The following is a 23,907-nucleotide window of genomic DNA, read 5'->3' on the forward strand; positions in this document are numbered from 1 at the left end:
CTGTGAAATAGGCTTCGATCGCTTTTCGGTGATCTGTCGGAAACACGGCCCGGACGAAGAAATCGAGCAGCATGTCATCCTTGCTGATCTCATAGGCGACCTTTTTCGCTTCGGCGATCGACCGGGCGAGTGGTTCATGCTCTGCCAGTATGCCGGCAATATCGATATCTGACATCGATTCTCTCTGAGTCGTCTGCCGCCAACCCACAAGCCGCCTGCCACCAACTTACAATCTGGAGACAATTAAACAATCTGCAGCCTGCCTTTTAGGTCGCGTTTCTGCCGCATGCCTGGCGTCGAGGAACTCCGACACGAATTTGCGCCGCGGCAAGTTCGGGGCATCCGAGCGCTGCGGAAATCGCTTATCGGTCAAAGCGGAGCGCGAGAACGGACAGGCAGCATCGACCGTTGCTCAACCGGGCCGACTAGGCGTAGGAAGAGTGAACAAGTCCTCCATAGAGCTGGCACTCATGCCCAGGGCAATCCTTCATATCGGCCTCGCCAAGACTGGAACCACGTTCCTGCAGAACTGGCTCCGATACAACAGTGTTGTCCTGCAACCGGCCGGCTTCTACGTCGCTCCTGACATGGCCTCCCATCAAGTCGCCGCAAGCCTGGTCCAGGACGTGTCGCGGCGCGCCTTGGACGATATCAGGGGTCTCGCCAACCTTCCTGACGAGAAGGAGACGCTGTTCTCGTCCGACCCCGATCTGGTGTCGATCATATCGTCAGAATACTTTCATATCTGCGAGCCGCTGCATGTGGCGGAATATTTCAGGCAGGAGAATGTGGACGTCGTCATGATCGTCTGTGTCCTGAGGCGGCAGGACATCCTGTCAGCTAGCGGCTACGCGCAGGACATCAAGTCGCTCGGACGCAGCGATATTGTAGACGGCGCCGAATATCTTCCCCATCTCGACTGGAATTGCCTCTACGAGAGCTGGACCGGCGCATTTCCCGATGCCGCCATGCGGATGATCAACTATAGCCCGCGTTCGCTGCTGAGCGCGTTCAAGGTGCGGCTGGGTATTGGCATCGAAACGATCGATCAGGTGCAGGAAATTCATGCCAACCGGAGCCTTAACGCCGAAATGACCGAGGTTGCGCGAATGCTTAACGAGCGGGGTCTGCCACCGATGTCAGAAGCGCTTTTGGCTCTTCAACGACACCTGCCAGGGCCGCCGTTCGGGTTGCCGGCATATGTCGTAAAGCAGTTTGAAGACGCCTATCTCGTTTGCAATCGCAGGCTGGCCGACCGGCTGCGGGATCCTGAATTTGAGGAAATGTCACGGCCCGGATGGCAAACGGACGGCGTGTGCATGGCCGGACAGATCGACGACGCCAGATTCGCCGAAATCATCAAACTGGCAGAGCGGGAAGGCGCCGGCTTTGGCGATCTCGAGACATCGACCTGAAATTCGGTCGAGCTTCTTTGCCTTCCATTGAAACTCGGATTTCTCACAGACAATTGGTGTCAGGCGCTCGCATGCGCATATCGGCGTTCCACGAGAGCTGGGGGGCCAATTGTGCCAGGTTTGAGTCGGCCTCGGACGTCGTCACGCAGGGTGCAAATCACTTATGCGGCGACAGCGACAACAGCGTCGACAAAAGCCTGCGGTGCTTCCTGGGGCAGGTTGTGGCCGATGCCTCCCTTGATTAATCGGTGCTCGTATTTGCCCGAAAACATCTTGGCGTACGCGCTTGGGTCCGGATGAGGCGCCCCATTGGCGTCACCCTCGAGCGTAATCGTGGGGACACCGATCACGGGAGCCGCGGCGAGCCGCTTCTCCAGGTCATCGTACTGTGCTTCGCCCTCTGCCAGCCCAAGCCGCCAACGGTAACTGTGGATCGTGATCGCAACATGATCGGGATTGTCGAAAGCTGTTGCCGACCGCGCGAAAGTGGCGTCGTCGAACTTCCATTGCGGCGACGCAAGTTCCCAGATCAGGCGCACGAAGTCGCGTGTGTATTTGGCGTAGCCGGCCGCGCCTCGCTCGGTCGCGAAATAGTACTGATACCACCACTGCAACTCGGCCTTCGGGGGCAGTGGCACCTTGCCGGCTTGCTGGCTGCCGATCAGATAGCCGCTCACAGACACCTGCGCCTTGCAGCGCTCCGGCCAGAGTGCGGCGATAATGTTGGCGGTCCGCGCGCCCCAGTCAAAAGCGCCGAAGACGGCCCTATCGATTTTCAGCGCGTCCATCAGCGCGATGATGTCGACGGCGAGCGCTGCCGGCTGGCCTTTGCGCGGCGTTTCGGCGGACAGAAAGCGGGTAGGACCGTAGCCGCGCAGATAGGGAACGATCACCCGATAGCCGGCCTTGGCCAGGATCGGAGCCACGTCGACATAGCTGTGAATGTCGTAGGGCCAGCCATGCAGCAAGATCACAACAGGGCCATTTTCAGGGCCATCTTGAGCGTATCCAACATTCAGCACGCCGGCGTCGATCTGCTTTAGCGCCGCGAAGGAAGTATGTGCTCCAGGCTTGACTGTAGAACCCGACTCCGTCTGCTGTGCCGCTGCCGCCGATCCGAGCGTGCCGAGCTGAGCGGCAACGAAGCCCGTCGTGGCGACTGCAAAGAAATCACGACGGCTTGGTGTGACCTGATCCAAGATATTGAAGCTCTTCATCTGGTGGTTCCTTCTCTTCGATGGTTCCGGATCGGACTGCGGGCCCCCATCGGCACTCGGGAATTGTAGGCCCCCAGGGTGCGGATGTCTTCCTCGATGACCTTCGCGACTGCCTTCGCCAACGCTGTCAACCATCGGTCGAGATGCTAACGGACTCCCATGCTTCGACCTCATGCTTAAGACGCTCGACCCTCTCCGACACAAATCCAAGGGCATCGCTGCCGAGCAGGAGCTGTGGTGGAGGGTTGTCGGACTCGACCAAGCCCTATCGAGCGTGAATACGACCTCATAGAGGCATGGATGTGCCTCACCGATTCCCCTGTTTCGGTCCAAAAAGCCAGCGTCCCTCAAGCGATCGATCACCCTCTGGACGGCCTGCGCGCTTGCGCTTTGCGCATAGTTGACGACTCGCGTTCCATCGAGACTTTTGTGGATGCTTGCCGAAACCCATCCCGATGTTTCTCGTGCGAATCTGGCTGACTCGCTAAGTAGCTCGATGAGCGGCTGGGTCACGTGTGGATTTCGCGTTTGGCATGCTTGGCCAGTAGCTCGTGAACCATATCCAGTCGGCGGCAGTGTACCGTCCTTCGCTGGGTGCTTGGACCGATGCCTATCCAACCCCGCCTGGTGCCTGGGTTGAAACGTTGACTGCCGCCACGGCCCGGTTCACGCTTAGAATCAAACCCTTGGCCGTAGGGCAGACAATTGCCAGCGCACCATGATCGAGGACTACGCAAAAATGAGGCGGAAGATATTGTGAGGCAGCCCGCAAAAAGCGGCCAACGGCATTCTATTGCGGCGGAACTGATTGCGGTGCTGGTCGCGGTGACGATTGGCCAGCCGCGCGTCATGACCATCGAGCGAGGTCAATCCCTGCCTTCCGGCCCATTCGAACTTGGACATCGTTCGCTGCAGTCGGGGCTAAGAGATTGGGTCGAACACCAGACACGCCACCCTTTGGGCTATATCGAGCAGCTCTACACTTTCGCCGATCGCGACAGGACAGCAAACGGGAGCGCGCAACGCGTGGTTTCCATCAGCTACCTGGCGCTGACCCGGGAGGAGCAGGCGGCACCCGCCGACAAAGCCGCCTGGCGCAACTGGTACGACTATTTCCCCTGGGAAGATCACCGTGCAGGTGTTCCCTCTGCATTGCCGGACGTGATCGTTCCGCACCTGAAGGCCTGGGCGGATGGCGCCGACGATCGCCCTACGCACGATGACCGCTGGCAGCGAGCGGCGATCGCCTTCGGTCTTGATGGCAATGGCTGGAATGAGGAACTGGTGCTGCAACGCTACGAGTTGCTCTACGAAGCGGCCCTTGTCGGGGAAGCGCATCGCCGCCAAGGCGAAAACGGCACTCTATCGGCCTTCGGCCTTGCAATGGCGGCCGATCACCGCCGTATCCTGGCCACCGGCATCGCCAGGTTGCGCGCCAAGATCAAATATCGTCCCGTCGTCTTCGAACTCATGCCGTCGGTCTTCACGCTCCTGCAACTCCAGCGCAGCGTCGAGGCGCTCGCCGGTCGGCTCGTCCACAAGCAGAATTTCAGGCGGCTGGTAGAGCAGCAGGAACTTGTCGAAGAGACCGGATCATCAACAACCGACACAGGCGGCCGACCGGCCAAGCTGTTTCGCTTCCGGCACGGCGTTCTGGCCGAGCGGGCGGTCGCAGGGACGAAATTGCCACTTTCGCGTGCTTGACATTGCTTATGCTCCATATAAGCATATGCCCTATATATACTCAAACCGAGCATATGTGAGGGACAAGAATGACGCTGAGCTCCGCACTCTACGACCGGGTACGGCGAGTTATTCCGCCCATCGAATGGCCGGCATTTGCGGATGATATCGACGCCATTCTCGATCTGAAGCGGCAGCGAAATGCCGTCATCCTGGCGCACAACTACCAGACGCCCGAGATTTTCCACTGTGTGGCCGACATCGTCGGCGACAGCCTGGCGCTTGCGCGCAAGGCGATGACGGCCGAAGCCGATGTCATCGTGCTCGCCGGGGTGCATTTCATGGCCGAGACGGCGAAGCTGCTCAATCCGCAAAAGACGGTGCTCATTCCCGACCTGCGGGCGGGCTGTTCGCTGGCCGACTCGATTACCGCCGAGGATGTCCGCCTGCTTCGGCGGCGCTATCCCGGCGTGCCGGTCGTCACCTATGTCAACACGTYGGCCGCGGTGAAAGCAGAGTCCGATATATGCTGTACCTCAGGCAATGCTAAAGCCGTCGTGGAGTCGCTGGGCGTTCCCCGGGTGATCATGCTGCCGGACGAGTATCTGGCCCAGAACATCGCCACCCAGACCGACGTGCAGATCATCGCCTGGAAAGGGCATTGCGAGGTGCATGAGCGCTTCACGCCAGCCGATATCCGCCAGCTGCGCGAGGACCATCCCGGTGTGACGGTACTTGCCCATCCCGAATGTCCGCCCGACGTGGTGGCAGAGGCAGATTTCTCCGGCTCGACTGCGGCGATGTCCGACTATGTCGGGCTGCAAAAACCGCCCCGCGTCGTGCTGATGACGGAATGTTCGATGAGCGACAATGTCGCGGTYGACCATCCCGAGGTCGAGTTCATCCGGCCCTGCAATCTGTGCCCGCACATGAAGCGGATAACGCTCGCCAACATCCGTACGGCGCTCGAGCAGAACCGCCATGTGGTAACCATCGCGCCCGAGATCGCCGGGCGCGCGCGTCTGGCCGTCGAGCGGATGTTGGCGGTATGAGCATGGACGTTCGCAATCTCGCGGGCCGGCCGGTCATCATCGGCGGCGGCATAGCCGGATTGATGACCGCGTTGCACATGGCRCCSGAGCCGGTGCTYCTGCTGTCGAGATCGCCGCTTGGCGCGGACGCGTCGAGYGCGTGGGCACAGGGCGGGTTGGCCGCCAGCCTAGGCGACGATGATGAACCGGCACTCCATCTTGCCGATACGCTCGCCGCAGGCGACGGCCTTTGCGATGCGGAAGCAGTAAGGCGCATCGTGTACGCGGCGCCGGCCGCGATCGAGGATCTGTCGCGCCTTGGAGTTCGCTTCGATCGGACACCCGAAGGCGCGCTACGTCTCGGGCTGGAGGCCGCGCATGGCCGGCGGCGCATCGTTCATGCCGGGGGTGACGGCAGCGGTCGCGAGATTATGCGCGCCCTTGTCGCCGCCGTGAGCTCCACGCCGTCGATTGTGGTCGTCGAGGGCATCGAAGCGCGCCGGCTGGTCGTGGAGGATGGCAGGATTGCCGGCGTGCTGGCAAGTTGTTCGACAGGTCCGGTGTTCGTCGCCACAGGACGGGTCGTTCTCGCCACAGGCGGGATCGGCGGCCTGTTCCACGACACGACAAACCCGCTAGGCAGTTGCGGACAAGGCCTGGCACTCGCCGCACGCGCCGGTGCAATTCTTGCCGACCTCGAGTTCATCCAGTTCCACCCGACCGCGCTTGACGGGCCCTGCCGTCCGATGCCGCTGATCAGCGAGGCGGTTCGCGGCGAAGGCGCGACAATCGTTGACGAGACAGGCCGACGTTTCCTCGATGGCGTGCCCGGGGCGGAACTCGCACCGCGCGACATCGTCGCGCGCGCCGTCTGGCGGCATCTTGCCGACGGCCATCGCGTCTTCCTCGATGCGCGCGAAAAGCCGGGCGCGACATTCGCGCGGCATTTTCCAACCATCGCATCGGCCTGCGGCAACGCCGGTATCGATCCGGCGCGGGATCTCATCCCTATCCGGCCGGCCCAGCACTATCACATGGGTGGTGTCGCCGTGGATCTGGCCGGGCGCACATCGATTCCCGGACTTTGGGCTTGCGGAGAGGTTGCCTCGACCGGCCTGCACGGGGCCAACCGGCTTGCCAGCAACTCGCTGACCGAAGCCATCGTTTGCGCGCGCTGGGTTGCCGAGAGTGTAGCCGCTTCGCCTGAGCACCGCGGAAAGCCAGCGATGGCCTCTGACCTGCCCGCGCCAGATCCAGGGCCTGTGCGCCCCCTCCTGTCACATGCCCTCGGCGTCACGCGGGACGGCAAAGGGTTGAAGCAGGCTGCCCGGACCCTGCTGGCGCTGTCGCAGCGACACGAAACGGCGTCGGATCCCGCCGCCGTCGGGTTGATGATCACAGTTGCCGCCTTGCTGCGCCGGGAAAGCCGCGGCGCTCATTTCCGGACGGACTTCCCCCACGATGTTGCCGTGGCCCGCCGCTCCCAGATGACGCTCGACGCAGCCGTTGCCGCAGCGCTGGAATTCGAATCCTCCCCAATGCTGGAAAGCGTCGCGTGATGAACCTCTCACCACTTCCCGCAATCATGCTCGAACCCCTTGTGCGTGCAGCTCTGTTCGAAGACCTCGGCAGGGCCGGCGACGTGACCACCGATGCCATCGTACCGAAGGACCTTTGGGCAACGACCGTCCTTTCGGCACGCCAGGCTGGAACTGTCGCCGGGCTCGATCTGGCGATGCTCGCCTTCCGGCTTATCGACCAGAATGTCGAAATGACCTTGCATCGTTCAGACGGCAGCGAGGTCGTGCAAGGGGAAATCATTGCATCGGTGAGCGGTCCGGCCCGGGCCATACTCACGGCGGAGCGGACGGCGCTCAATTTCCTGTGCCATCTGAGTGGCATCGCCACGGCGACGGCGTCGGTCGTCACCGCGGTTCGCGGGCATGGCGCAAAGATCGTCTGCACCCGCAAGACGACACCCGGCTTGCGAGCTGTCGAAAAATACGCCGTGCGCGCCGGTGGCGGATCCAATCACCGCTTCGGCCTCGACGACGCGATCCTGATCAAGGACAATCATATTGCCATGGGCGGTGGAATTCGTACAGCAGTCGAGCGGGCGCGAAGCAGCGCCGGCCATCTCGTCAAGATCGAAGTCGAGGTCGATACGCTGGCCCAACTGGAAGAGGTGCTTGCTCTGGCCCCCGACGCCGTGCTGCTCGACAATATGTCGGTCGACGAGCTTCGCCAGGCGGTAGCCATGGTTGCCGGCCGGGCCACAACCGAGGCGTCGGGCGGGATCACCGCCGCGATTGCGCCAGCCGTTGCCGCAACCGGTATCGATTTGATTTCCATCGGCTGGTTGACTCACAGCGCGCCGATCCTCGATATCGGTCTCGACTATCGTGAGCCTTAACCGTCGGGGCTGACCATCCAGCCGACCCAGCTTCTTTCGACCGTGTCCGCCATTTCAAGAGGCGCCTGTGTCGCACAACGTAAGGAACAGCATGGAAATGCATACAGCGATTTCGGAAAAGACCATGCCTGAGGCTCGATCCTTCGGCGGCGGCCGGACGTGGTCCCTTGAAGAGGCTCGGGCGCTGCATGATGCCCCTTTCAATGACCTGCTGTTTCAGGCGCAGACCGTTCACCGTCAGAATTTCGATCCGAACAAGGTCCAGCTCAGCCGGCTTCTCAGCATCAAGACAGGCGGATGCCCGGAGGATTGCGGCTATTGCAGTCAGTCGGCGCATCACGAAACCGGCCTGAAGGCGTCGAAGCTGATGGAGGTCAGGCGCGTCATCGCCGAGGCAACCAAGGCGCGCGACGCCGGCGCCACCCGCTATTGCATGGGTGCCGCGTGGCGAAACCCCAAGGCGCGCGACATGGACGCGGTGGTGGCGATGATCGAAGGGGTCAAGGCGCTCGGCATGGAAACCTGCATGACACTCGGCATGCTCGATCTCGAGCAGACAACTCGCCTGAAACAGGCTGGTCTCGACTACTACAACCACAACATCGATACGTCGGAACGCTACTACAGCGAGATTATCAGCACGCGCAGCTTTGCCGACCGGCTCGATACGCTCGAACAGGTTCGCCAATCCGGCATCAAGGTCTGCTGCGGCGGCATTGTCGGCATGGGCGAAGAGCCGGTGGACCGGATCGACATGCTGGTGACGCTGGCCAATCTACCGGAACATCCGCAAAGCGTTCCGATCAACATGCTGATCCCGATCGCCGGTACCCCGCTTGCCGACGCCAGGCCGATCGAGCCGATCGAATTCGTGCGCGTGATCGCACTGGCGCGCATCATGATGCCGAAATCGCATGTCCGGCTTTCAGCCGGCCGCACCGCCATGACCGACGAGATGCAGGCGCTATGCTTCTTTGCCGGCGCCAACTCGATCTTCGTCGGCGACACGCTGCTGACGGCGGACAATCCCGGCGAGGACAAGGATAGTCTGCTGTTCCGCCGTCTCGGCATCGAGCCGATGGAACTTGAGGCGCAATGAACGGGGTACCGCTTGCCCGCTATGACGCGACCTTGCAGGGGCTGGCGCGCAAGGACCGGTTGCGGACACTGTCGCCGCGTGCCGGCCTCGACTTCTCGTCGAATGACTATCTCGGGCTTGCCGCTTCGAGAAGACTAGGCGACGCGGTTGCGGCGGCGATCGCGCAGGGCACGCCGGTCGGCGCCACCGGGTCGCGGTTGTTGCGCGGCAACGCGCCGGAGCATGAGGCTCTGGAGGCGGACGCTGCGGCGTTCTTCGGAGCTGAACGCGCGCTGTTCTTCGGTAGCGGCTACATCGCCAACTTCGCTCTCCTGACCGCGCTGCCGCAGAAGGGCGACCTTTTGGTCCTCGACGAGCTCGCTCATGCCAGCATGAATGAGGGGGCCCGCGCTGGCCGCGCTGAGTTCAAGCTCGCCGCGCACAACGACGTCGATGCTGTCGAGGATGCGATCACGCGCTGGCGCGCCGAAGGCGGCACCGGGCGCGTCTGGATCGTCGTCGAAAGCCTCTACAGCATGGATGGCGACCGCGCGCCGCTGGAAAGCCTGGTCGCGCTCGCCGATCGGCACGAGGCATTCATCGTCGTCGACGAGGCGCATGCCACCGGCGTTTGGGGACCGGAGGGCCGCGGCCTTGCCGCCGGTTTCGAGGGCCGCGACAACATCATCGCACTCCACACTTGCGGCAAGGCACTCGGAGCGTCGGGCGCGCTTGTCACCGCTCCACGAACGCTGTGCGACTATCTCGTCAACCGGTGCCGGCCATTCATCTACGCCACCGCACCGTCRCCGCTGATGGCGGTCGCGGCGCGCGAAGCGCTCGCCATGCTGTCCGATGAGCCGATGCGCTGTCTCCAGTTGCAGGAGCGTGTTGGCTTCGCGGGTCGCCAATTGGCCGGGCGCTGCGGCGTGATACCGAGCGGCTCACAGATCCAGCCCTTTGTCATCGGCGACGTCAGGCGCACCATGGCGGTGGCGGCAGCACTGCAGGCGCGCGGTTTCGACATTCGCGGCATTCGTCCGCCGACGGTTCCCGAGGGCACGTCGCGCCTGCGCATTTCGCTGACGCTCAACGTCGACGAAGCCGACATTTCGGCCATGGTCGAGGCGCTCGTCGAGGTGTTGGCCTCGGCATGACCAAGCGCATCGTCATCACCGGAACGGATACCGGCATCGGCAAGACGGTGTTTTCGGCCGGGCTCGCCGGCCAGCTCGACGGCTTCTACTGGAAGCCGGTGCAATCGGGACTCGACGACGAGACTGACAGTGAGGTCGTCGCCCGGCTTTCCGGTTTGCCGGCCGGGCGCGTCCTGCCGGAAGTTTACCGTCTGAGAACGCCGCTGTCGCCGCATCGTTCAGCGGAAATCGACGGCGTTGCGATCGAGGCGGCAAAGCTCTCGCTTCCAGCCTTGCCGGGTCCGCTTGTCATCGAAGGCGCTGGCGGGCTGATGGTGCCACTCAACCGACAGACGAGGTTCATTGACATATTCGCGCAATGGCGGATGCCGGTTATCCTGTGCGCCCGTACCACGCTCGGCACGATCAACCACACCCTGCTGTCAATCGAGGCGCTCAGGGCCCGTTCCATCCCGCTCATCGGCATTGCCTTCATCGGTGATGAGGTGGCCGATACGCAAAGAACCATCGTGGAGTTCAGCGGTGTGCGCCAGCTTGGCAGACTGCCGCGCATCGATCCGCTGACGAGTGAAACGCTGAGAGAAGCCATCGTTGCCGGCTTCGACCTCACAGCGATCGCAGGGGGCGAATGATGTCGCAGTCCCGTGTGTGGCATCCGTTCACTCAGCACGCGCTCGAACCGGCGATCCCTGAAATCGTCCGGACGGACGGCGCCTACCTCCACAAGGCCGACGGCACGCGCATCCTGGATGCCATTTCCTCCTGGTGGGTCGTCACCCATGGCCACCGCCATCCCCACATCATGAAGGCCATCGAGACGACCGCCGCGAGCCTCGACCAGATCATCTTCGCCGGCTTCACCCACGAGCCGGCCGAACGCCTGGCCAGGGCGCTTGTCGGCCTCGCTCCGGCCGGCCTTGACTGGGTGTTCTACTCCGACAGCGGCTCGACCTCTGTCGAGGTCGCGCTGAAGATGGCGCTCGGCTATTTCCGCAACATCGGCGCACCGCGCACGCGCATCGTCGTCATGGAGCACAGCTATCATGGCGACACCATCGGCACGATGAGCGTCGGCGCCCGCGGTGTGTTCAACGCTGCCTACGAGCCGTTGCTGTTCGAGGTCGATACCATCCCCTTCCCGGCCGCCGGGCGAGAGCAGGAGACGCTTGATCGGTTCGAGGCCGTCAGCCGCGACCGGCACGCCGCCGCGCTGATCGTCGAGCCGCTGGTGCTTGGCGCCGGCGGTATGCTGATGTATCCGGCCTCGGTTCTGACCGAACTGAAGAAGATCGCCGAAGCTTCGGGCACGCTGCTGATCGCCGACGAGGTGATGACCGGCTGGGGCCGCACCGGAACCATGTTCGCCTGCGAGCAGGCATCCATCTCTCCGGACATCCTGTGCACCTCGAAGGGCTTGACCGGAGGCGCCATCCCGCTGGCGGCGACGCTTGCCACCGACGCCATCTTCCGGGCCCATTTTTCCGACGACCGCAAGAATACCTTCTTCCACTCGAGTTCCTACACCGCCAATCCGATTGCCTGCGCGGCCGCACTCGCCAATGTCGAGATCTGGCGCGACGAGCCGGTAGCCGAGCGGGTCGCGGCCCTGAGTGCAAAGCAGGCCGCCGGGCTTCAACGCTTTCGCGATAACCCTCGCTTCACCGACAGCCGGGCGACCGGGACGATCACGGCTCTCGATCTGCGCACCGGCTCCGCCGGCTATCTGGCCGAGATCGGGCCAAAACTGCGGGCTTTCTTCCTCGAGCGCGGCCTGCTCGTGCGTCCGCTTGGCAATGTCCTCTATCTTCTGCCGCCCTATTGCATCACCAGCGAGGAACTGGACGGTCTCTATGACGCCATCGAGGAGGCCAGCGAACGCTTCGGTTCGGGGCCATGAGCCGATCGTCGCGCATTCTCGGGTTCGGCCATCATGCGCCGGCGCGCAAGGTCGAGAATCAGGAGATCGAAGATCGTCTCGGGCTCGAGCCAGGCTGGATCGAGCGGCGCACCGGAATTCATTCGCGCTTCTGGGCGACAGATGAAGACACGCTGTCCGGCCTTGCTGTGCGTGCAGGCGAAATGGCGCTGGCGAACGCCGCTATTGATCGCAGCGACATCGGTCTCCTGTTGCTTGCCACCTCGACGCCCGACCACCTTCTGCCGCCCAGCGCACCCCTCGTCGCGCACAAGCTGGGACTTGGACGAGCAGGTGCGATCGATCTGACCGGCGCCTGCGCCGGCTTCATCTATGCGCTGATGTTCGCGGACGGCTTCACCCGCCTGCATGGTAAATCAGCTTTGGTCATCGCCGCCAACATCCTCAGCCGTCGCATCAATCCGGCCGAGCGCGCAAGCTCGGTCCTTTTCGCCGATGCCGCCGGCGCCGTGGTGATTGGTCCGTGCGAGGATCCCGACCGGGGCATTCTCGGTGCCTCGGTGGATTCGGACGGCTCGCGCTACGGGCTGATCCAGATCCCGGCGGGCGGAAGCAACATCCCGTTCCAAAGTGGCCTGGATCTCGGGCAAACCCGAATGACGATGACCGACGGCCGCGAAGTGTTCGCCAGGGCCGTGGACATGATGACTGCATGTTCAAAGGACGCGCTCGCCGCAGCCCGAACGCAGCCGCAGGACATCGATCGGTTCGTGCCGCACCAGGCCAATGCCCGCATTTTCGATGCGGTCGGGAGGAGCCTCGGCATTGCAGATCACGCAATCGTCAAGACAATCGCCGACTACGGCAACTCTTCCGCTGCGACGATCCCGCTCTCACTGTCGCTCGCTCATCTGACCGAGCCGTTCCGGCCGGGCGAGAAAATTCTCCTTGCGGCAGCGGGTGCGGGTCTCAGCGGCGGTGCACTGGTCGTCGGGATTTAGCTGGGCCACCGACAGCGCGAACCGACTGATCTTGATTGGTGGATAGGACAAAGGCATTTGGGTCGTGGCGAGTGCGAAGCTGACAACACCTCGCGTTGGCCGGCAGCGAGCGCTCGACTGGCTGCCGCGTTATCCACTCTTCAGGTTTCGGTGTCCAGACGTCCCTGGGAATGGGGTGCCGCTCGGTTTTCCCAACCCGTTGCCGCAAGGTGCGAATCGGAAACAGGACACCTGCCATCGTCGCCAAAAAGATGATGCCTACCGCAACCAGGCTGGGCAGGTGCCAGAGGATGTTCCCCCAGTTCGGGATGACCAGCGACGCCGTATTGAAGGTCTCGCCGCTGAACTGACACACGACGAACGACGCGCGGTTCTGCACCATGTCTGCGTCGATCCGTGATATCAGCGCCTCGACGGTCGGTTTATCTGCCGACATCTCGCGCAGATGCGTCAGCGCTGCCTGCATCGCGGACAGATAGGCATGGCTGCATTCATTGAACGGGCTTGTTTCATCTCCAATGCTGCCGGGCATCAGTCCCCAAAGACAGGCGGCATACTGCAGATTGGCGAAATTCAGCAGCCTGCGAAACATTTGATCCGTACGATCTTGGTTGGCCGCCAGATCAAGAATTTCGCTCCGATAGTTGGCGATCACGGCCATTTGGCCGTGAGTTAAAGCTGGGATTTGAAGACCTGATCTGTCCAGGTCTAACTTCTGGCGATGCGCCTGCGCCGATTCCGCAATCATCGAGAGCAGCAAAAGACAGAAACACCATGCCGCGGCGCGCGTGGACACCCGGATGCTCCGCGGCATCCCGGAATGGCCTAGCGGACCGCCACGCTTGCCACCGGTCGACCGTCGCGACGCTCGACCAGCCTGCGCTTGGCGACCACTCCGAAAAGCACGCCGATCGCAGTCCAAAGAACCGTCTGGATACCGAGTGAAGCAAGGCGGAAATTCCACAGTACAGCGGCAGAAAACTGCTCCGGAACTTCATTGATCGGCGGCAGCGCATATTCGGCAAGAGACATCACGAGAAAATAGGCACCCCCCGCCGCTATCCAGGCATTCCAGATTCCGTATTGTGATGCCAAGCGTCTGGCGAGGCCTATCGAGGCCACTGCCGCCAAGATCGACACGGTCAGCAGTACAAAGAAGAGCTGGGTGCGCGCCTGGATCGTTTCGGGATCACCCACGGAAGGTGGGTTGGACGGATATTTGAACTGCGGCACCAGGATGATCGCGACGAATCCGACCAGCGCAATTAGTGCTGCCGTGCCGCGCGGTCCAAAGCCACTGACCCGTCCCTGGACATAGGAGAAGACCAGCGCGAAAAGCCCGCCTATGGACGCGCCATAGACGAGAATGCCTGTGAGCAGGCCGATACCGGCCTGGGTCGAACGACTGACGAGTTCGGGCTCTGGCGCCTCGCCTGCGGCCTGCGCCTGCTGTTCCTCGAAAGCGATCGCGTGATCGACCTGCGGCTCGCCGAACGCACGGGCGAAACCGAAAGCAAATAGGCCGGCTATGATGCCAACTAGCATGCCCCGCACCAAAAGACTCCCAACCATGTCATTGTTCCTTGGCTAGTGGCAGGGAAAGCCGAGCAGATGGCGGCCGTCGTGGACGAATTCGTGGACGTACATGCCACGGATCAGCGACGTCGCGCCCTCTTCGGCACCGATGAAATAGATCGCCAGCATCAGCATCAGCCCGCCAAAGATGGCCCAAGGCAGAAGCTCGCGAACCGGAATGGGTGCCGGCAGGGCAACGGGTTTAAGAGCGATTTCGGACATGGAAGTTCTCCTGAACGGTGTTTGTTGGAATGACTTGGCAACGAAATGTTCGTCCGCCCCCACTCTGCGGTTGCGGCGCTGCTGCCGGCTTGTGGTTCACGCCAGCCGGGTCGCTGGCGCGCGGCAACTGTGATCGTGGTCATGAGAATGATCGTGATGATGATGGTGGTGATGAGAATGACCATGATCATGTCCGTCGAGGCTGAGCGGTTCGCCAAAGCTGCGGTGTTCGTCAGCGTGACGCCATTGTTCCTTGCGCGCCATCAGCTCATCGAAGCTTGACAGCTTCTTGTCGGTCACCAGTTTCTCGAGCGCGGCAAGCCATTGATGATAGTAGATCCCGTTGTGGTTTTCCGGGTCGAGGCCATAGGTCTTGCCGAGTTCGATTTCGGCGCTGATGTAGTTCACCCATTCCCGCCACTGGAAATAGCCGTTGCGGTGAAGCGCGAGAACGATCCCGAACGCGGTGAGTTGCCAAGGCTCGGCAAAGAGCGGTCCGCCTTCATTGCGTGGAAGGCCGGGAAGCTGATCGAGACTGCTATTCTGGTCCATGGAAAAATCCTCTTCATGCCGGAGTGGATGAGAAGCTGGAAAGCGCGCTAGTCCGCGCTCTCGAGGTAATCGTCCCAGGCGTCGACATACATCCGGTCCTGCGGATGGCCGGCGTCGCCCCACAACTCGCGAGCCGTGAAGACCACCGTGTAGACGTGCTGTGGCTTGGGGCCATTCCGGTGGGCGCTGGTGTCCGGGAACACGAACACGCCGTGATCGAAAGTAACGGTTCCGGCCTTGCCCCTGATATAGGCAGGCAGCCGGTTGTGCGCGACCTGGTTCAAATTGACGACCGTTACCCGGTCGCCGGCCTTGAACTTCGGCGGGACGTTTGCATCGACGCGGGCCGGATCGCCTGTGGCCAGAACCGTCGGCACCATATCGGGGGTGAGCATGTTCATGCTGCTTTTCCTTTCATGAGCTGGGCATGGCGGGCATCGACTTCCTCGCGGGTAACGATGCCGGCATCGATGCAGTTCTGTTCGACGGTGCAGAGCCACTTCTCGTAGTAGCTCGACATCAGATAATGGCGCGGATCCATCTTCTCGATCGGATGCCGGAACCGGTCCACGTTGTAGATGCCGGCTGCGAAGCACGCGATCATCATCGATAGCATCCGCCCCTCCCATTCCTCGTGGAAATAGGGTTCGTTCTGTTCAACCAGCACCGGACCGAAGCCGTGCTTGCCGCCAACGTCATGAATTCCATTCATGGTCTGATCCTTTTGCCAGAGCCTAGTGCGAAGGTGATTGCGCTACGCCGGTTCCGATCATGGAATCGCGGGTAACGAGAGCGGCCAATTCCTGTTCGGTCAGGCTTTCAGTGCCTGCTGGACGCATCGGCAGCACCAGGTAGCGGAGCTCGGCCGTGCTGTCCCAGACCCGCACCTCGACATCATCGGCGATATCGAGCCCGAATTCCTTGAGGACGCTTCGCGGTTCGATCACCACCCGTGCCCGGTAGGGCGCCGACTTGAACCAGATGGGAGGCAAGCCGAGCGTCGGCCAGGGATAGCAGGAGCAGAGCGTACAGACGACGACGTTGTGCACCTTTGGCGTGTTCTCAAGGACAACCATGTTCTCGCCCTGCACGCCGATATAACCAAGGCTCTTGATGGCGGCGGTGCCGTCCTCCAGCAGCCAGTTCCTGTATTGCGGATCGGTCCATGCCTTGGCGACGACCTTCGCACCGTTCTTGGGTCCCATCTGCGTCTCGAAGGTTTCGACGATCAGATCGAGGGTCGCAGGATCTATCGCCTTCTTCTCGGCGAGCAGAGATTCCAGCGCTTTGACGCGCAGGCCGACCTCGGGGATCAGCACGTTAGCATGAGTGTGACTGTTGTTCTTCATGACTTACCTCACTGATATTGTTCGAAGATTTCCGTCTGGGATGGCAGCTTGCGGTCAGGCGACGGCCAGCGCCGGCTTGGTCAAGGCGGCGGCGAGCTTGGCCGATGCGAAACCGAACAGGGCGCCGCCGATCATCGATACCGGAACCACCACCAGCGAGTTCTCGAAAGACRCCGAGAGCAGTTTCGCCAAAGCGAGCCGGTCAGGCGTCTGCAGCAGGAACGCGAATGTGCAGGCATAGCCGAACGTCGTGCCCGGCACGGAAGCCAGGGCCGGAACCTGCGATGCCAGGATGTAGATCACAACCGTGATGAACACCACGATGGCAGGCCAGATTTGGGGCCCAACAAAGTTGCCGATAGGCAGGCCGAGGATCATGACAGCGCCTAGCCAGCCCATGAAACAGCCGAAGATATTCGAGACGATCGTGCTCTTGAGCGCGGCTTCGTCGCCGCCCGACTGGAAGAAGCAGGCCCAGGCGACAAAAGCCGCCCAGACCAGAATTGTGCCGATGGAAAGAAACGCCCAGGTGCAGATCGCGCCGAGGACGCCAACGCTCAGAGCCGTTGCTATGACAGGTTTCATTGCCGGGTTCCCCATTGTCTTTTTTCAGAACTAAAAAGGCCCGCCACCGTCACCGGTGAGCGGGCCTCATCGCCATAAGCTCGCATTTTCACGAGCTTTATCTATTCATGCTGCGCCTCTTTTGGGCGCTCGCTTTTTGTTCCTATTTAGCGTCGCTGAGGAATTTTTCTTTGTCAACCGTTATTCATGCGAATTTTGCAAAATCAACAAATCACCTGAGTTTTGTAAAACAAAACAGATACTTATGTGATGCCCGTAGCGCCGTGACAAACCGTCGGAAATAGAATTTGACATTTTTGCCGATCTGACGGACGATTTGATTGGATTTGCCGGCTAGCCGGTTTGAACTAAAAATTGAGGGATCAGGACGATCCTTCGCGGCAACGAAGCCCTGACGCCTTCCAAGGCCTCAGGGCTTATTTTTTTGGGGCTGAGCTATTTTGGGCGAAAAAGCGAAAATCCCGGTCGGCGTGCTGTTTTCCACGACCGGGCCATACGCCACGGTCGGCGAGGCGATGCTTAATGGAACGCTGCTCGCCGTCGAGGAAGTCAACAGATCGCCGGACTTCGATTTCGAGCTGGCACCGCTTGTTCGAAATCCTGGAGGCGAAACGGCTGAGTACGCTTCGATCTGCCGGGATCTCATCATCAACTCCGATGTTGCGCACATCGTCGGCTGCTACACCTCTTCCAGCCGCAAGGCGATCGTGCCTGTCGTTGAGAAATACGATGCGCTACTTTGGTATCCCTCACACTACGAAGGCTTCGAAAGCAGCGGCAATGTCGTCTATCTTGGTGCGTCGCCGAACCAGCACATAGTGCCCCTGGCGCAATATATGGCCTCAAGGTTCGGCGCTCGCGTCTATTGTTGCGGCTCGGACTATATTTGGCCTTGGGAAAGCAATCGCGTCATGCGCGAAATCGCCGAGAATTTTGGCGGCGAGGTGCTCGCTGAGCGCTATCTGGCTGTCGGATCGACCGAGGTTACCGGGCTCGTTGAGGAAATCCGTCTCGTACGGCCCGATTTCGTGTTCAACACGCTTATCGGCGAATCCAGCTACGCATTCTTGCGTGCTTTTCGTGAAGCTGGACTAGGAACCCAATCTCCAGGCGACGTTTCCATTCCCATCGCCAGTTGCACGCTCTCCGAACCGGAACTTCGCACGATCGGCGATCCCGCAGCGCTCGGCCACATTACCTCCAGTGTCTACTTCCAGTCGCTGGACAACCCGCAAAATCATGCCTTTGTCGAAAATTACAGAACGCGTTTCGGCCAGCAGAAGGTGACCTCGGCAGACGCCGAAGCTTCGTACAATTCCGTTCACATGCTTGCACTCGCGCTTCGGTCTGCAGCCTCGACGAAAGCATCCGACATACTCGCCGTACTCGGCGACTGTGTTTACGATGCACCGCAAGGACGGATCCGCATCGACACGGAAAACAACCATTGTTACCTGACGCCGCGCATCGGCGTATCGAGCGCCGGCGCGGAATTCACTATCGTCGCGGCCGCGCAAAAGCCTATCAAGCCCGATCCGTTTCTGGCTTCGCTGAAAGGGGCGGCTTTCATGCTGGATTCTCGCGATCAGGATCAGCCGCCCGGTGACCGGCAGCAACTGAAGCTGAGGGTCGTGTCGTGACCAAGCAAGTGATCCCAAACTTCAGCAACAAAACGGCGCTGATCATCCACAGGGCGGATAGCAACGTGGACGCCCTGTTGAGCCAGCTCCGCAGGTTCAACATCGAAGCCATATGCCAATGGCCGCCGCGAGCCAAGGATTTTGGCCCTGTCGATATCGTGTTCTTCGACGTCGACAACGGGTTCGACGGCATGTTCCCGTGGTCGCAGGCGCCGATCCCGCTGATCGCCATCATCGGCTCGGAAACGCCGGGCCGGCTTGCCTGGGCCATCAGCCAGAATCCAAGCGCCTACCTCATTACGCCCATAGGTTCGAAAGGTGTGTTTCAGGCACTGGTCACGGCGTTCCACAACCATAATGACCGTACCGAGCTTCAGCGCGAGGTCGCCGACCTGCGCGAACGGCTGCGATGCCGCCCGCTGGTGGTTCACACGATCCTGCGCATCATGAGTGTGTTGGGCATCGATGACGACGCGGCATTTCACCTAATTCGGGACGAGAGTATGCGCCGGCGCATCTCAGTCGAAGCATGCTGCCACGAACTCGAAGCACAAGCAGACAGCTTTCTGTCGACAATTCCCGAAATCAGCAGATCCGCCGCCCGCAAATAGGCGGCAGGGCTGAGCCTCGATATCGAAATTGAATACGCACAGCGCCGTGCGAACGCCAGCGAAAGCGGCGCTCGCGCGGCTTTGTCTTTTAGAGGAGAAAAAGATGAATACGCAGACCGCAAAGCCAGCCTTGCCATTCACGCATCCATGGGTCGAGGGATCGATCATGGCAACGCGCGGGGTCGGGCGCGGCGAGGCACGAAACACGCACCACCTGACCGAGGAAAAGCAGGGAAAATTTCACTATACGATGGGACCATATTCCGAGCCGGTCCTCAAAATCTCTCCCGGCGACAGGATCGTCGTCGAAACCCGTGACGCCTTCGAGGGCGCCATCCGGCACGAAACCGACAAGCCTTCGCAACTCTTGCGAATGCCGTTTCTCAATCCTCAGAATGGACCGATCATGGTCGAAGGGGCGGAAAAAGGCGACACCGTTGCGGTCTATATAGAGTCGATGGTGCCACGCGGCCAGAACCCACGCGGCACGTGCTGCATGATCGAGGAGTTCGGTGCCCTGACCGGTACGACGTACACGGCCATGCTCAACGAGCCGCTGCCCGAGGTGGTCCGCAAGATCAACCTCGACGAGGAGCATGTTTACTGGAGCGATCGGGTCACGCTCCCTTACAAGCCTCATATCGGGACGCTGAGCTGCTCACCAGAGATCGATTCCATCAACTCGCTGACGCCCGACAACCACGGCGGCAACATGGACCTGCCGGACATGGGGCCTGGCAGCGTGACGTACCTGCCAGTTCGCTCGCCCGGCGCTCGCGTGTTCATAGGTGATGCGCATGCCTGCCAAGGCGACGGCGAGGTTTGCGGCGTGGCGGTCGAGTATTCGGCGACCGTCACCATCCGTGTCGACTTGATCAAGGGCTGGACAATCGATTGGCCTCGGCTCGAGACCGCCGATCTCATTATGGCGATCGGCAGTGCCAGACCCCTTGAGGATGCAACACGCATCGCTTACCGCGAACTGATCCGCTGGATGGTCGCTGAGTTCGGCTTCGACAAGTGGGACGCCTACATGCTGCTGAGCCAATGCGGCATCGTGCGGCTGGGCAATTTTGTCGACCCGAAATATTCCGTCGCGGCGGCTGTAAGGAAAACGATTATTACCTGTTAGGTTGGTTGCTGCAGGCTTTGGCCGCGAAGACAGCTATCATCGAACCGAAACGCGGACGCGCGGTATGAGAGCGACACGCCTGACGCTGGTTTGCAGCGGCATCACGCAGAGAATGCGCAAAGCGGGGTTCCCGCTGTTTGACGAGACACTGGAAAAGCGCTCGGTTGAGCTCGCTCGCGCGCTTGGTCAGCAGCTTTCGAACACGAACCGCGTGTTGGTGGCTCCATCGCTACGCGCCCAGCAAACAGCCCATTTCATGGGGCTCCGCGCAACGGTCCACGACAGCTTGCGAGACCAGAACTACGGCGCCTGGGAGGGCAAGACGCCAGATGAGATTGAAGCCGCGCAGCCCGGTTCGCTTGCCGCATGGCGAGCCGATCCCGCCTATAGTCCCGGAGGCGGTGAAGCGCTGACGGAAGTGGCCACCCGAACTGCAGGGTTCCTCGATTCAATGCTGTCGGCAGGCGGACAACTGATAGCGGTTACTCACCCGGCGGTGGTGCGGACAGCCATGATCCACATATTGGGGGCACCGCTAACTTCATACTGGCGAATCGATACCCCGCCAATTTCCTTGATTGGTCTCTATTCGGACGGTACGCGCTGGGTCCTTCGCACGTGCGGTTGACGCCTCATTTGGGCCGGAACCCGATAATTTGGACTCATCGCTTCATATGTCGTGTTTCGTGGCCAGCGCTCCGTTTGTCTCGTCGAGCAATACAAGGCCCGCGGTCCCCGGCGTCGTATCTGTTCTGAACGATCCGCGAAGGCGGTGCGATATCCGCATCCAGGACATCAGAAGAGCACATAGAGGGCGTCGATCTTTTCGGCCCGATGCGCTTCGTCGAGACCTTCGAACCGCATGAAGGCGGCCAGTCGCGCCCGCGGCGAAATCCATTGACGGCGTATAGGTGGAGGGCAAGCCGGCATCGGAGGTGCCTACAGCGCCTAAAATCTCAATACCCAGGCTTCCACTTTTCCCTTGCCTTTGACTTCGATAGCGCCGCGCGGCTCGAAGACGAATTGGTCCTTGAGCTGTTCATAGACGGGGCGCGTCACCTGAACAGAGTCGGGAACTCCGGCAGACTCCATGCGGCTGGCCAAGTTCACTGTGTCACCCCATAAATCATAGATGTACTTACTCTTCCCAATGACGCCGGCGACCACTGGCCCGCTGTTGACGCCAACCCTGAGCTTCATAGAGACGTTGTGTTCCATGGCGTGCTCGCGGGTAATGTGGACCATGCGGATGGCCATGCGGACCATGCGCTCGGCGTGGTTGGCTACCGGTACGGGTAGGCCGCACACCGCCATATAGGAGTCGCCCACCGTCTTGATCTTTTCGATGCCGAGATCATTGGCGGCAACGTCGAAGCGCGTGAAGAGTCCGTTGAGAAACATCACGACATCGTGCGGCGGCATTTCCGATGTCAGTGCCGTGAACCCGACCAGGTCTGCGAAGGCGACCGTGACCTCGGCGAAGCCGTCGGCGATCCTCTCCTCGCCAGCGCGCAGCCGATTGGCGATCGGTGCCGGCAGGACGTTGAGCAGCAGCTGCTCGTTCTCGCGGTTCTTGTTCTCTATCACGAGATTCTTCTGGTGCAGATCCTCAACCATGCCATTGAAGGCCGAGCAGAGTTCGCCAATCTCGTCGCGCGTGCGGACCGGCACGCTGGTCGCATAGTCGCCAGCAGAGAAGCGTTTCACCCCGGCAGTGAGATCGCGGAGCGGTCCGAGCAGCGCGCGCGAAAGCCAGGCGGCGATGGCGGCCACCACGAGCAGCGCCAGTCCCCCGACAAGCAGCAGATCCCGGCGGAGTTCCGCGATCGGTGCGAAGGCCTCGGCGCTGTCGATCTTTGCGACGAGAGCCCACTTGACACCGGAAATCGCAAGCGGTCCCCATGAAGCGAGCGTCGGGACGCCACGGTATCCGATGATCTCGCCCGTGCCCTCGACACCGGCGAGCGCGGCACGTGTGGCCTTGGTGTCGGCGCGCTGATGCAGCACTGGTGTCCCGTAGCGCTGAATGGCGGCGATCTCCTCGTCCGAAGCGCCGGCGAATTTGAGGTCGGCGAAGTAGTTTTCTCGGTTCTCGTAGAACGCCCGCGAGCCTGAGCGCGCCAGATAATCGGGGCCGACGAGATAGGCCTCACCCGTGTCGCCGAACCCTTCCTGCCGCCAGCGGCGGTTACCAGTGACAACGTTGTCGATCTCATCATTCGACAGTTGCGCGACCAGCGCGCCGATGACGACGCCCTGGGCAATCACCGGTGCTGCCATAAAGGCGATCGGTGCGCCGCCAGATGGCGCATAAGAGGAGAAATCTTCGAGGCAGATGGCTGACGGATCTGCGATCTGCGAGCAGCGGGCGACGGCGGCCGCGACGTTGGTGCGACGGTACGGACCCAATTGAAGGGACGTGGTGAAATCAACCTCCTTCTCGACCGTATAGATCAGGCGACCTGATTTGGGATCGGCAATCATGAGATCGAAAAAGCCGACCGTGGTCGCCGCAGCGCGCATCAACGGATGATATATGGCATGCAGCCTGGTGTATTCGCTTCCGTCGCCAGCGTCGTCGAGAAGCTTGCGCCGCTCCGGCGGGTTGGGATTCTCCACAATGTAGTGATACTGCAGATAGTAGGGGGCACCACCGACCGGCAGGTAGTCCGACAGGGCTGGTTCCCTGCCTAGGGTGCGCGTCATTCCGGGGATGAAGTTCTCAGCGTACCAAACGCCGACCTTCTGCCGCAGGTCAGGCGGCGCGCCTGCCCGGTCGAGTTGGTCGACCGCGATCCGGAACTCGCGTGTCGCATCGACCACCATCTTGGAAGTGGCAAGCAGGCGCAGCTCCGCCTGGATTGTGCGGAAGTAGGTTTCAACCTGGCGCGCCTTGGTCTGACGGGCGGCCGTGAGTTGGTCGAAGACTGCTTTTTCGAGGGCGTCGCGGGCGCGGAAGTAACCGAGCACCCCGGTCACCAGGACCGCGGTCGCGCCAAGAAGGACGAGGGTTGTAAACAGCTTTGCGGCCAAGCCCCAGCCCGCGGGGCGGGATGAGCCGGTCACATCTTGAGAAGACATGAGATCTGACATTGCTTTTGCATCACGTCTTCGGAAACAGGAGCGTCGGCGTCGAGTCGGACGGCAGGCCAAGAATATGTTTCATCTGTTACCCTCTCCCTCGCGTATGCATACCAACTTTACTGCGAGACGTGTGCGGGAATGCGTTGTCGATTTGCCCGTGGGACCGCACTGCGCAGAAACGTCGCGGTCGCACCGACACCGTCCCCTCGTTCGATCGCTGGGTTTAGCAACTATACTCACCAACTGCATAGCGCCGCTCCGTGCGCCGTGCCACCCCGGCGAGTAA

The 23,907-nt window shown here is 61.3% G+C and carries 24 protein-coding genes and 1 pseudogene; 14 read left to right on the forward strand and 11 right to left on the reverse strand.

What is annotated here, in order from left to right; genetic code table 11:
* Positions 1 to 317 precede the first annotated feature (317 nt).
* On the forward strand, positions 318 to 1,415 hold the full coding sequence (locus tag AC1D0I_RS25160; protein ID WP_477398499.1) for a hypothetical protein: 1,098 nt from the start codon (positions 318 to 320) through the stop codon (positions 1,413 to 1,415).
* Between the two features lie 161 nt (positions 1,416 to 1,576).
* Here the strand turns inward: AC1D0I_RS25160 and AC1D0I_RS25165 are convergent, their stop codons facing one another.
* On the reverse strand, positions 1,577 to 2,632 hold the full coding sequence (locus tag AC1D0I_RS25165) for an alpha/beta fold hydrolase (RefSeq protein ID WP_477398501.1): 1,056 nt from the start codon (positions 2,630 to 2,632) through the stop codon (positions 1,577 to 1,579).
* Between the two features lie 127 nt (positions 2,633 to 2,759).
* A pseudogene (locus AC1D0I_RS25170) lies at positions 2,760 to 2,894 on the reverse strand (short-chain dehydrogenase/reductase); the annotation flags it as partial.
* Between the two features lie 491 nt (positions 2,895 to 3,385).
* Here AC1D0I_RS25170 and AC1D0I_RS25175 point away from each other — a divergent pair.
* From AC1D0I_RS25175 to AC1D0I_RS25215, 9 genes are all read left to right on the forward strand, one after another.
* Positions 3,386 to 4,336: an NUDIX hydrolase gene (locus AC1D0I_RS25175; RefSeq protein ID WP_477398556.1), complete on the forward strand. Its 951-nt coding sequence runs from the start codon at positions 3,386 to 3,388 to the stop codon at positions 4,334 to 4,336.
* A gap of 68 nt (positions 4,337 to 4,404) precedes the next feature.
* Positions 4,405 to 5,367 carry a quinolinate synthase NadA gene (nadA, locus tag AC1D0I_RS25180; RefSeq protein WP_477398502.1) on the forward strand — a complete coding sequence of 321 codons (963 nt, stop codon included), beginning with the start codon at positions 4,405 to 4,407 and terminating at the stop codon, positions 5,365 to 5,367.
* Entirely contained in the window at positions 5,364 to 6,905 is a 1,542-nt protein-coding gene (locus AC1D0I_RS25185) for an L-aspartate oxidase (protein ID WP_477398504.1), read from the forward strand. Before nadA ends, AC1D0I_RS25185 begins: the two co-directional genes overlap by 4 nt.
* A complete protein-coding gene (nadC, locus tag AC1D0I_RS25190; RefSeq protein ID WP_477398505.1) occupies positions 6,905 to 7,759 on the forward strand; it encodes a carboxylating nicotinate-nucleotide diphosphorylase in 855 nt (284 codons plus the stop codon). Before AC1D0I_RS25185 ends, nadC begins: the two co-directional genes overlap by 1 nt.
* Positions 7,760 to 7,883: 124 nt before the next feature.
* On the forward strand, positions 7,884 to 8,858 hold the full coding sequence (bioB, locus tag AC1D0I_RS25195; RefSeq protein ID WP_477398507.1) for a biotin synthase BioB: 975 nt from the start codon (positions 7,884 to 7,886) through the stop codon (positions 8,856 to 8,858).
* Positions 8,855 to 9,994: an 8-amino-7-oxononanoate synthase gene (locus AC1D0I_RS25200; RefSeq protein ID WP_477303352.1), complete on the forward strand. Its 1,140-nt coding sequence runs from the start codon at positions 8,855 to 8,857 to the stop codon at positions 9,992 to 9,994. Before bioB ends, AC1D0I_RS25200 begins: the two co-directional genes overlap by 4 nt.
* Positions 9,991 to 10,626, forward strand: a complete 636-nt coding sequence (bioD, locus tag AC1D0I_RS25205) for a dethiobiotin synthase (protein WP_477398509.1) — start codon at positions 9,991 to 9,993, stop codon at positions 10,624 to 10,626. Before AC1D0I_RS25200 ends, bioD begins: the two co-directional genes overlap by 4 nt.
* A complete protein-coding gene (locus AC1D0I_RS25210; protein ID WP_477398511.1) occupies positions 10,626 to 11,891 on the forward strand; it encodes an adenosylmethionine--8-amino-7-oxononanoate transaminase in 1,266 nt (421 codons plus the stop codon). The genes bioD and AC1D0I_RS25210 overlap by 1 nt, the downstream gene beginning before the upstream one ends.
* Positions 11,888 to 12,871 (forward strand): beta-ketoacyl-ACP synthase III, encoded by a 984-nt coding sequence (locus AC1D0I_RS25215; RefSeq protein ID WP_457152413.1) that lies wholly within the window; start codon positions 11,888 to 11,890, stop codon positions 12,869 to 12,871. The genes AC1D0I_RS25210 and AC1D0I_RS25215 overlap by 4 nt, the downstream gene beginning before the upstream one ends.
* Here AC1D0I_RS25215 and AC1D0I_RS25220 read toward each other — a convergent pair.
* The 8 genes from AC1D0I_RS25220 to AC1D0I_RS25255 all read right to left on the reverse strand — a co-directional run bounded on the left by AC1D0I_RS25220 (position 12,840) and on the right by AC1D0I_RS25255 (position 17,154).
* Entirely contained in the window at positions 12,840 to 13,667 is an 828-nt protein-coding gene (locus AC1D0I_RS25220) for a hypothetical protein (protein WP_477398513.1), read from the reverse strand. The two genes, AC1D0I_RS25215 and AC1D0I_RS25220, sit on opposite strands and share 32 nt — an antisense overlap.
* A 29-nt stretch (positions 13,668 to 13,696) precedes the next feature.
* Entirely contained in the window at positions 13,697 to 14,443 is a 747-nt protein-coding gene (locus AC1D0I_RS25225) for a CbtA family protein (RefSeq protein WP_477398514.1), read from the reverse strand.
* A gap of 15 nt (positions 14,444 to 14,458) precedes the next feature.
* Positions 14,459 to 14,668 carry a CbtB domain-containing protein gene (locus AC1D0I_RS25230; RefSeq protein WP_457154031.1) on the reverse strand — a complete coding sequence of 70 codons (210 nt, stop codon included), beginning with the start codon at positions 14,666 to 14,668 and terminating at the stop codon, positions 14,459 to 14,461.
* A gap of 96 nt (positions 14,669 to 14,764) precedes the next feature.
* Entirely contained in the window at positions 14,765 to 15,220 is a 456-nt protein-coding gene (locus AC1D0I_RS25235; RefSeq protein ID WP_457154032.1) for a nitrile hydratase accessory protein, read from the reverse strand.
* Between the two features lie 47 nt (positions 15,221 to 15,267).
* Positions 15,268 to 15,621 carry an SH3-like domain-containing protein gene (locus AC1D0I_RS25240; protein ID WP_477398516.1) on the reverse strand — a complete coding sequence of 118 codons (354 nt, stop codon included), beginning with the start codon at positions 15,619 to 15,621 and terminating at the stop codon, positions 15,268 to 15,270.
* Positions 15,618 to 15,932 carry a hypothetical protein gene (locus AC1D0I_RS25245; protein ID WP_477398518.1) on the reverse strand — a complete coding sequence of 105 codons (315 nt, stop codon included), beginning with the start codon at positions 15,930 to 15,932 and terminating at the stop codon, positions 15,618 to 15,620. The genes AC1D0I_RS25240 and AC1D0I_RS25245 overlap by 4 nt, the downstream gene beginning before the upstream one ends.
* A gap of 22 nt (positions 15,933 to 15,954) precedes the next feature.
* Positions 15,955 to 16,569: a nitrile hydratase subunit alpha gene (gene nthA, locus AC1D0I_RS25250; RefSeq protein ID WP_457154034.1), complete on the reverse strand. Its 615-nt coding sequence runs from the start codon at positions 16,567 to 16,569 to the stop codon at positions 15,955 to 15,957.
* A 54-nt stretch (positions 16,570 to 16,623) separates the two neighbouring features.
* A complete protein-coding gene (locus AC1D0I_RS25255; protein WP_477398520.1) occupies positions 16,624 to 17,154 on the reverse strand; it encodes a DUF1097 domain-containing protein in 531 nt (176 codons plus the stop codon).
* Positions 17,155 to 17,594: 440 nt separating this feature from the next.
* Here AC1D0I_RS25255 and AC1D0I_RS25260 point away from each other — a divergent pair, with 440 nt between their 5' ends.
* The 4 genes from AC1D0I_RS25260 (at position 17,595) to AC1D0I_RS25275 (ending at position 21,165) form a co-directional block, all read left to right on the forward strand.
* Complete coding sequence (locus tag AC1D0I_RS25260; protein ID WP_477398522.1) at positions 17,595 to 18,794, forward strand: transporter substrate-binding domain-containing protein; 1,200 nt, start codon at positions 17,595 to 17,597, stop codon at positions 18,792 to 18,794.
* The gene (locus tag AC1D0I_RS25265; protein ID WP_477398524.1) at positions 18,791 to 19,405 is read left to right on the forward strand and encodes an ANTAR domain-containing response regulator; all 615 of its coding nucleotides are present in this window, start codon (positions 18,791 to 18,793) and stop codon (positions 19,403 to 19,405) included. The genes AC1D0I_RS25260 and AC1D0I_RS25265 overlap by 4 nt, the downstream gene beginning before the upstream one ends.
* Before the next feature lie 103 nt (positions 19,406 to 19,508).
* Positions 19,509 to 20,537 carry an acetamidase/formamidase family protein gene (locus AC1D0I_RS25270; RefSeq protein WP_477225615.1) on the forward strand — a complete coding sequence of 343 codons (1,029 nt, stop codon included), beginning with the start codon at positions 19,509 to 19,511 and terminating at the stop codon, positions 20,535 to 20,537.
* Positions 20,538 to 20,601: 64 nt separating this feature from the next.
* On the forward strand, positions 20,602 to 21,165 hold the full coding sequence (locus AC1D0I_RS25275; protein ID WP_457153308.1) for a histidine phosphatase family protein: 564 nt from the start codon (positions 20,602 to 20,604) through the stop codon (positions 21,163 to 21,165).
* Between the two features lie 320 nt (positions 21,166 to 21,485).
* Here the strand turns inward: AC1D0I_RS25275 and AC1D0I_RS25280 are convergent, their stop codons facing one another.
* Positions 21,486 to 23,618 carry an adenylate/guanylate cyclase domain-containing protein gene (locus AC1D0I_RS25280; RefSeq protein WP_477398558.1) on the reverse strand — a complete coding sequence of 711 codons (2,133 nt, stop codon included), beginning with the start codon at positions 23,616 to 23,618 and terminating at the stop codon, positions 21,486 to 21,488.
* Positions 23,619 to 23,907: the final 289 nt, after the last annotated feature.

It is taken from the genome of Mesorhizobium sp. P2_D1 (genome assembly GCF_056404455.1).

What these genes read in the sequence shown, in the direction of transcription:
- AC1D0I_RS25165 (WP_477398501.1), bottom strand. Translation starts at nt 2,632, where the DNA reads ATGAAGAGCTTCAATATCTTGGATCAGGTCACACCAAGCCGTCGTGAT.
- nadC (WP_477398505.1), top strand. Translation starts at nt 6,905, where the DNA reads ATGAACCTCTCACCACTTCCCGCAATCATGCTCGAACCCCTTGTGCGT.
- bioB (WP_477398507.1), top strand. Translation starts at nt 7,884, where the DNA reads ATGCCTGAGGCTCGATCCTTCGGCGGCGGCCGGACGTGGTCCCTTGAA.
- bioD (WP_477398509.1), top strand. Translation starts at nt 9,991, where the DNA reads ATGACCAAGCGCATCGTCATCACCGGAACGGATACCGGCATCGGCAAG.
- AC1D0I_RS25210 (WP_477398511.1), top strand. Translation starts at nt 10,626, where the DNA reads ATGTCGCAGTCCCGTGTGTGGCATCCGTTCACTCAGCACGCGCTCGAA.
- AC1D0I_RS25215 (WP_457152413.1), top strand. Translation starts at nt 11,888, where the DNA reads ATGAGCCGATCGTCGCGCATTCTCGGGTTCGGCCATCATGCGCCGGCG.
- AC1D0I_RS25225 (WP_477398514.1), bottom strand. Translation starts at nt 14,443, where the DNA reads ATGGTTGGGAGTCTTTTGGTGCGGGGCATGCTAGTTGGCATCATAGCC.
- AC1D0I_RS25230 (WP_457154031.1), bottom strand. Translation starts at nt 14,668, where the DNA reads ATGTCCGAAATCGCTCTTAAACCCGTTGCCCTGCCGGCACCCATTCCG.
- AC1D0I_RS25235 (WP_457154032.1), bottom strand. Translation starts at nt 15,220, where the DNA reads ATGGACCAGAATAGCAGTCTCGATCAGCTTCCCGGCCTTCCACGCAAT.
- AC1D0I_RS25240 (WP_477398516.1), bottom strand. Translation starts at nt 15,621, where the DNA reads ATGAACATGCTCACCCCCGATATGGTGCCGACGGTTCTGGCCACAGGC.
- AC1D0I_RS25245 (WP_477398518.1), bottom strand. Translation starts at nt 15,932, where the DNA reads ATGAATGGAATTCATGACGTTGGCGGCAAGCACGGCTTCGGTCCGGTG.
- nthA (WP_457154034.1), bottom strand. Translation starts at nt 16,569, where the DNA reads ATGAAGAACAACAGTCACACTCATGCTAACGTGCTGATCCCCGAGGTC.
- AC1D0I_RS25270 (WP_477225615.1), top strand. Translation starts at nt 19,509, where the DNA reads ATGAATACGCAGACCGCAAAGCCAGCCTTGCCATTCACGCATCCATGG.
- AC1D0I_RS25275 (WP_457153308.1), top strand. Translation starts at nt 20,602, where the DNA reads ATGAGAGCGACACGCCTGACGCTGGTTTGCAGCGGCATCACGCAGAGA.
- AC1D0I_RS25280 (WP_477398558.1), bottom strand. Translation starts at nt 23,618, where the DNA reads ATGTCTTCTCAAGATGTGACCGGCTCATCCCGCCCCGCGGGCTGGGGC.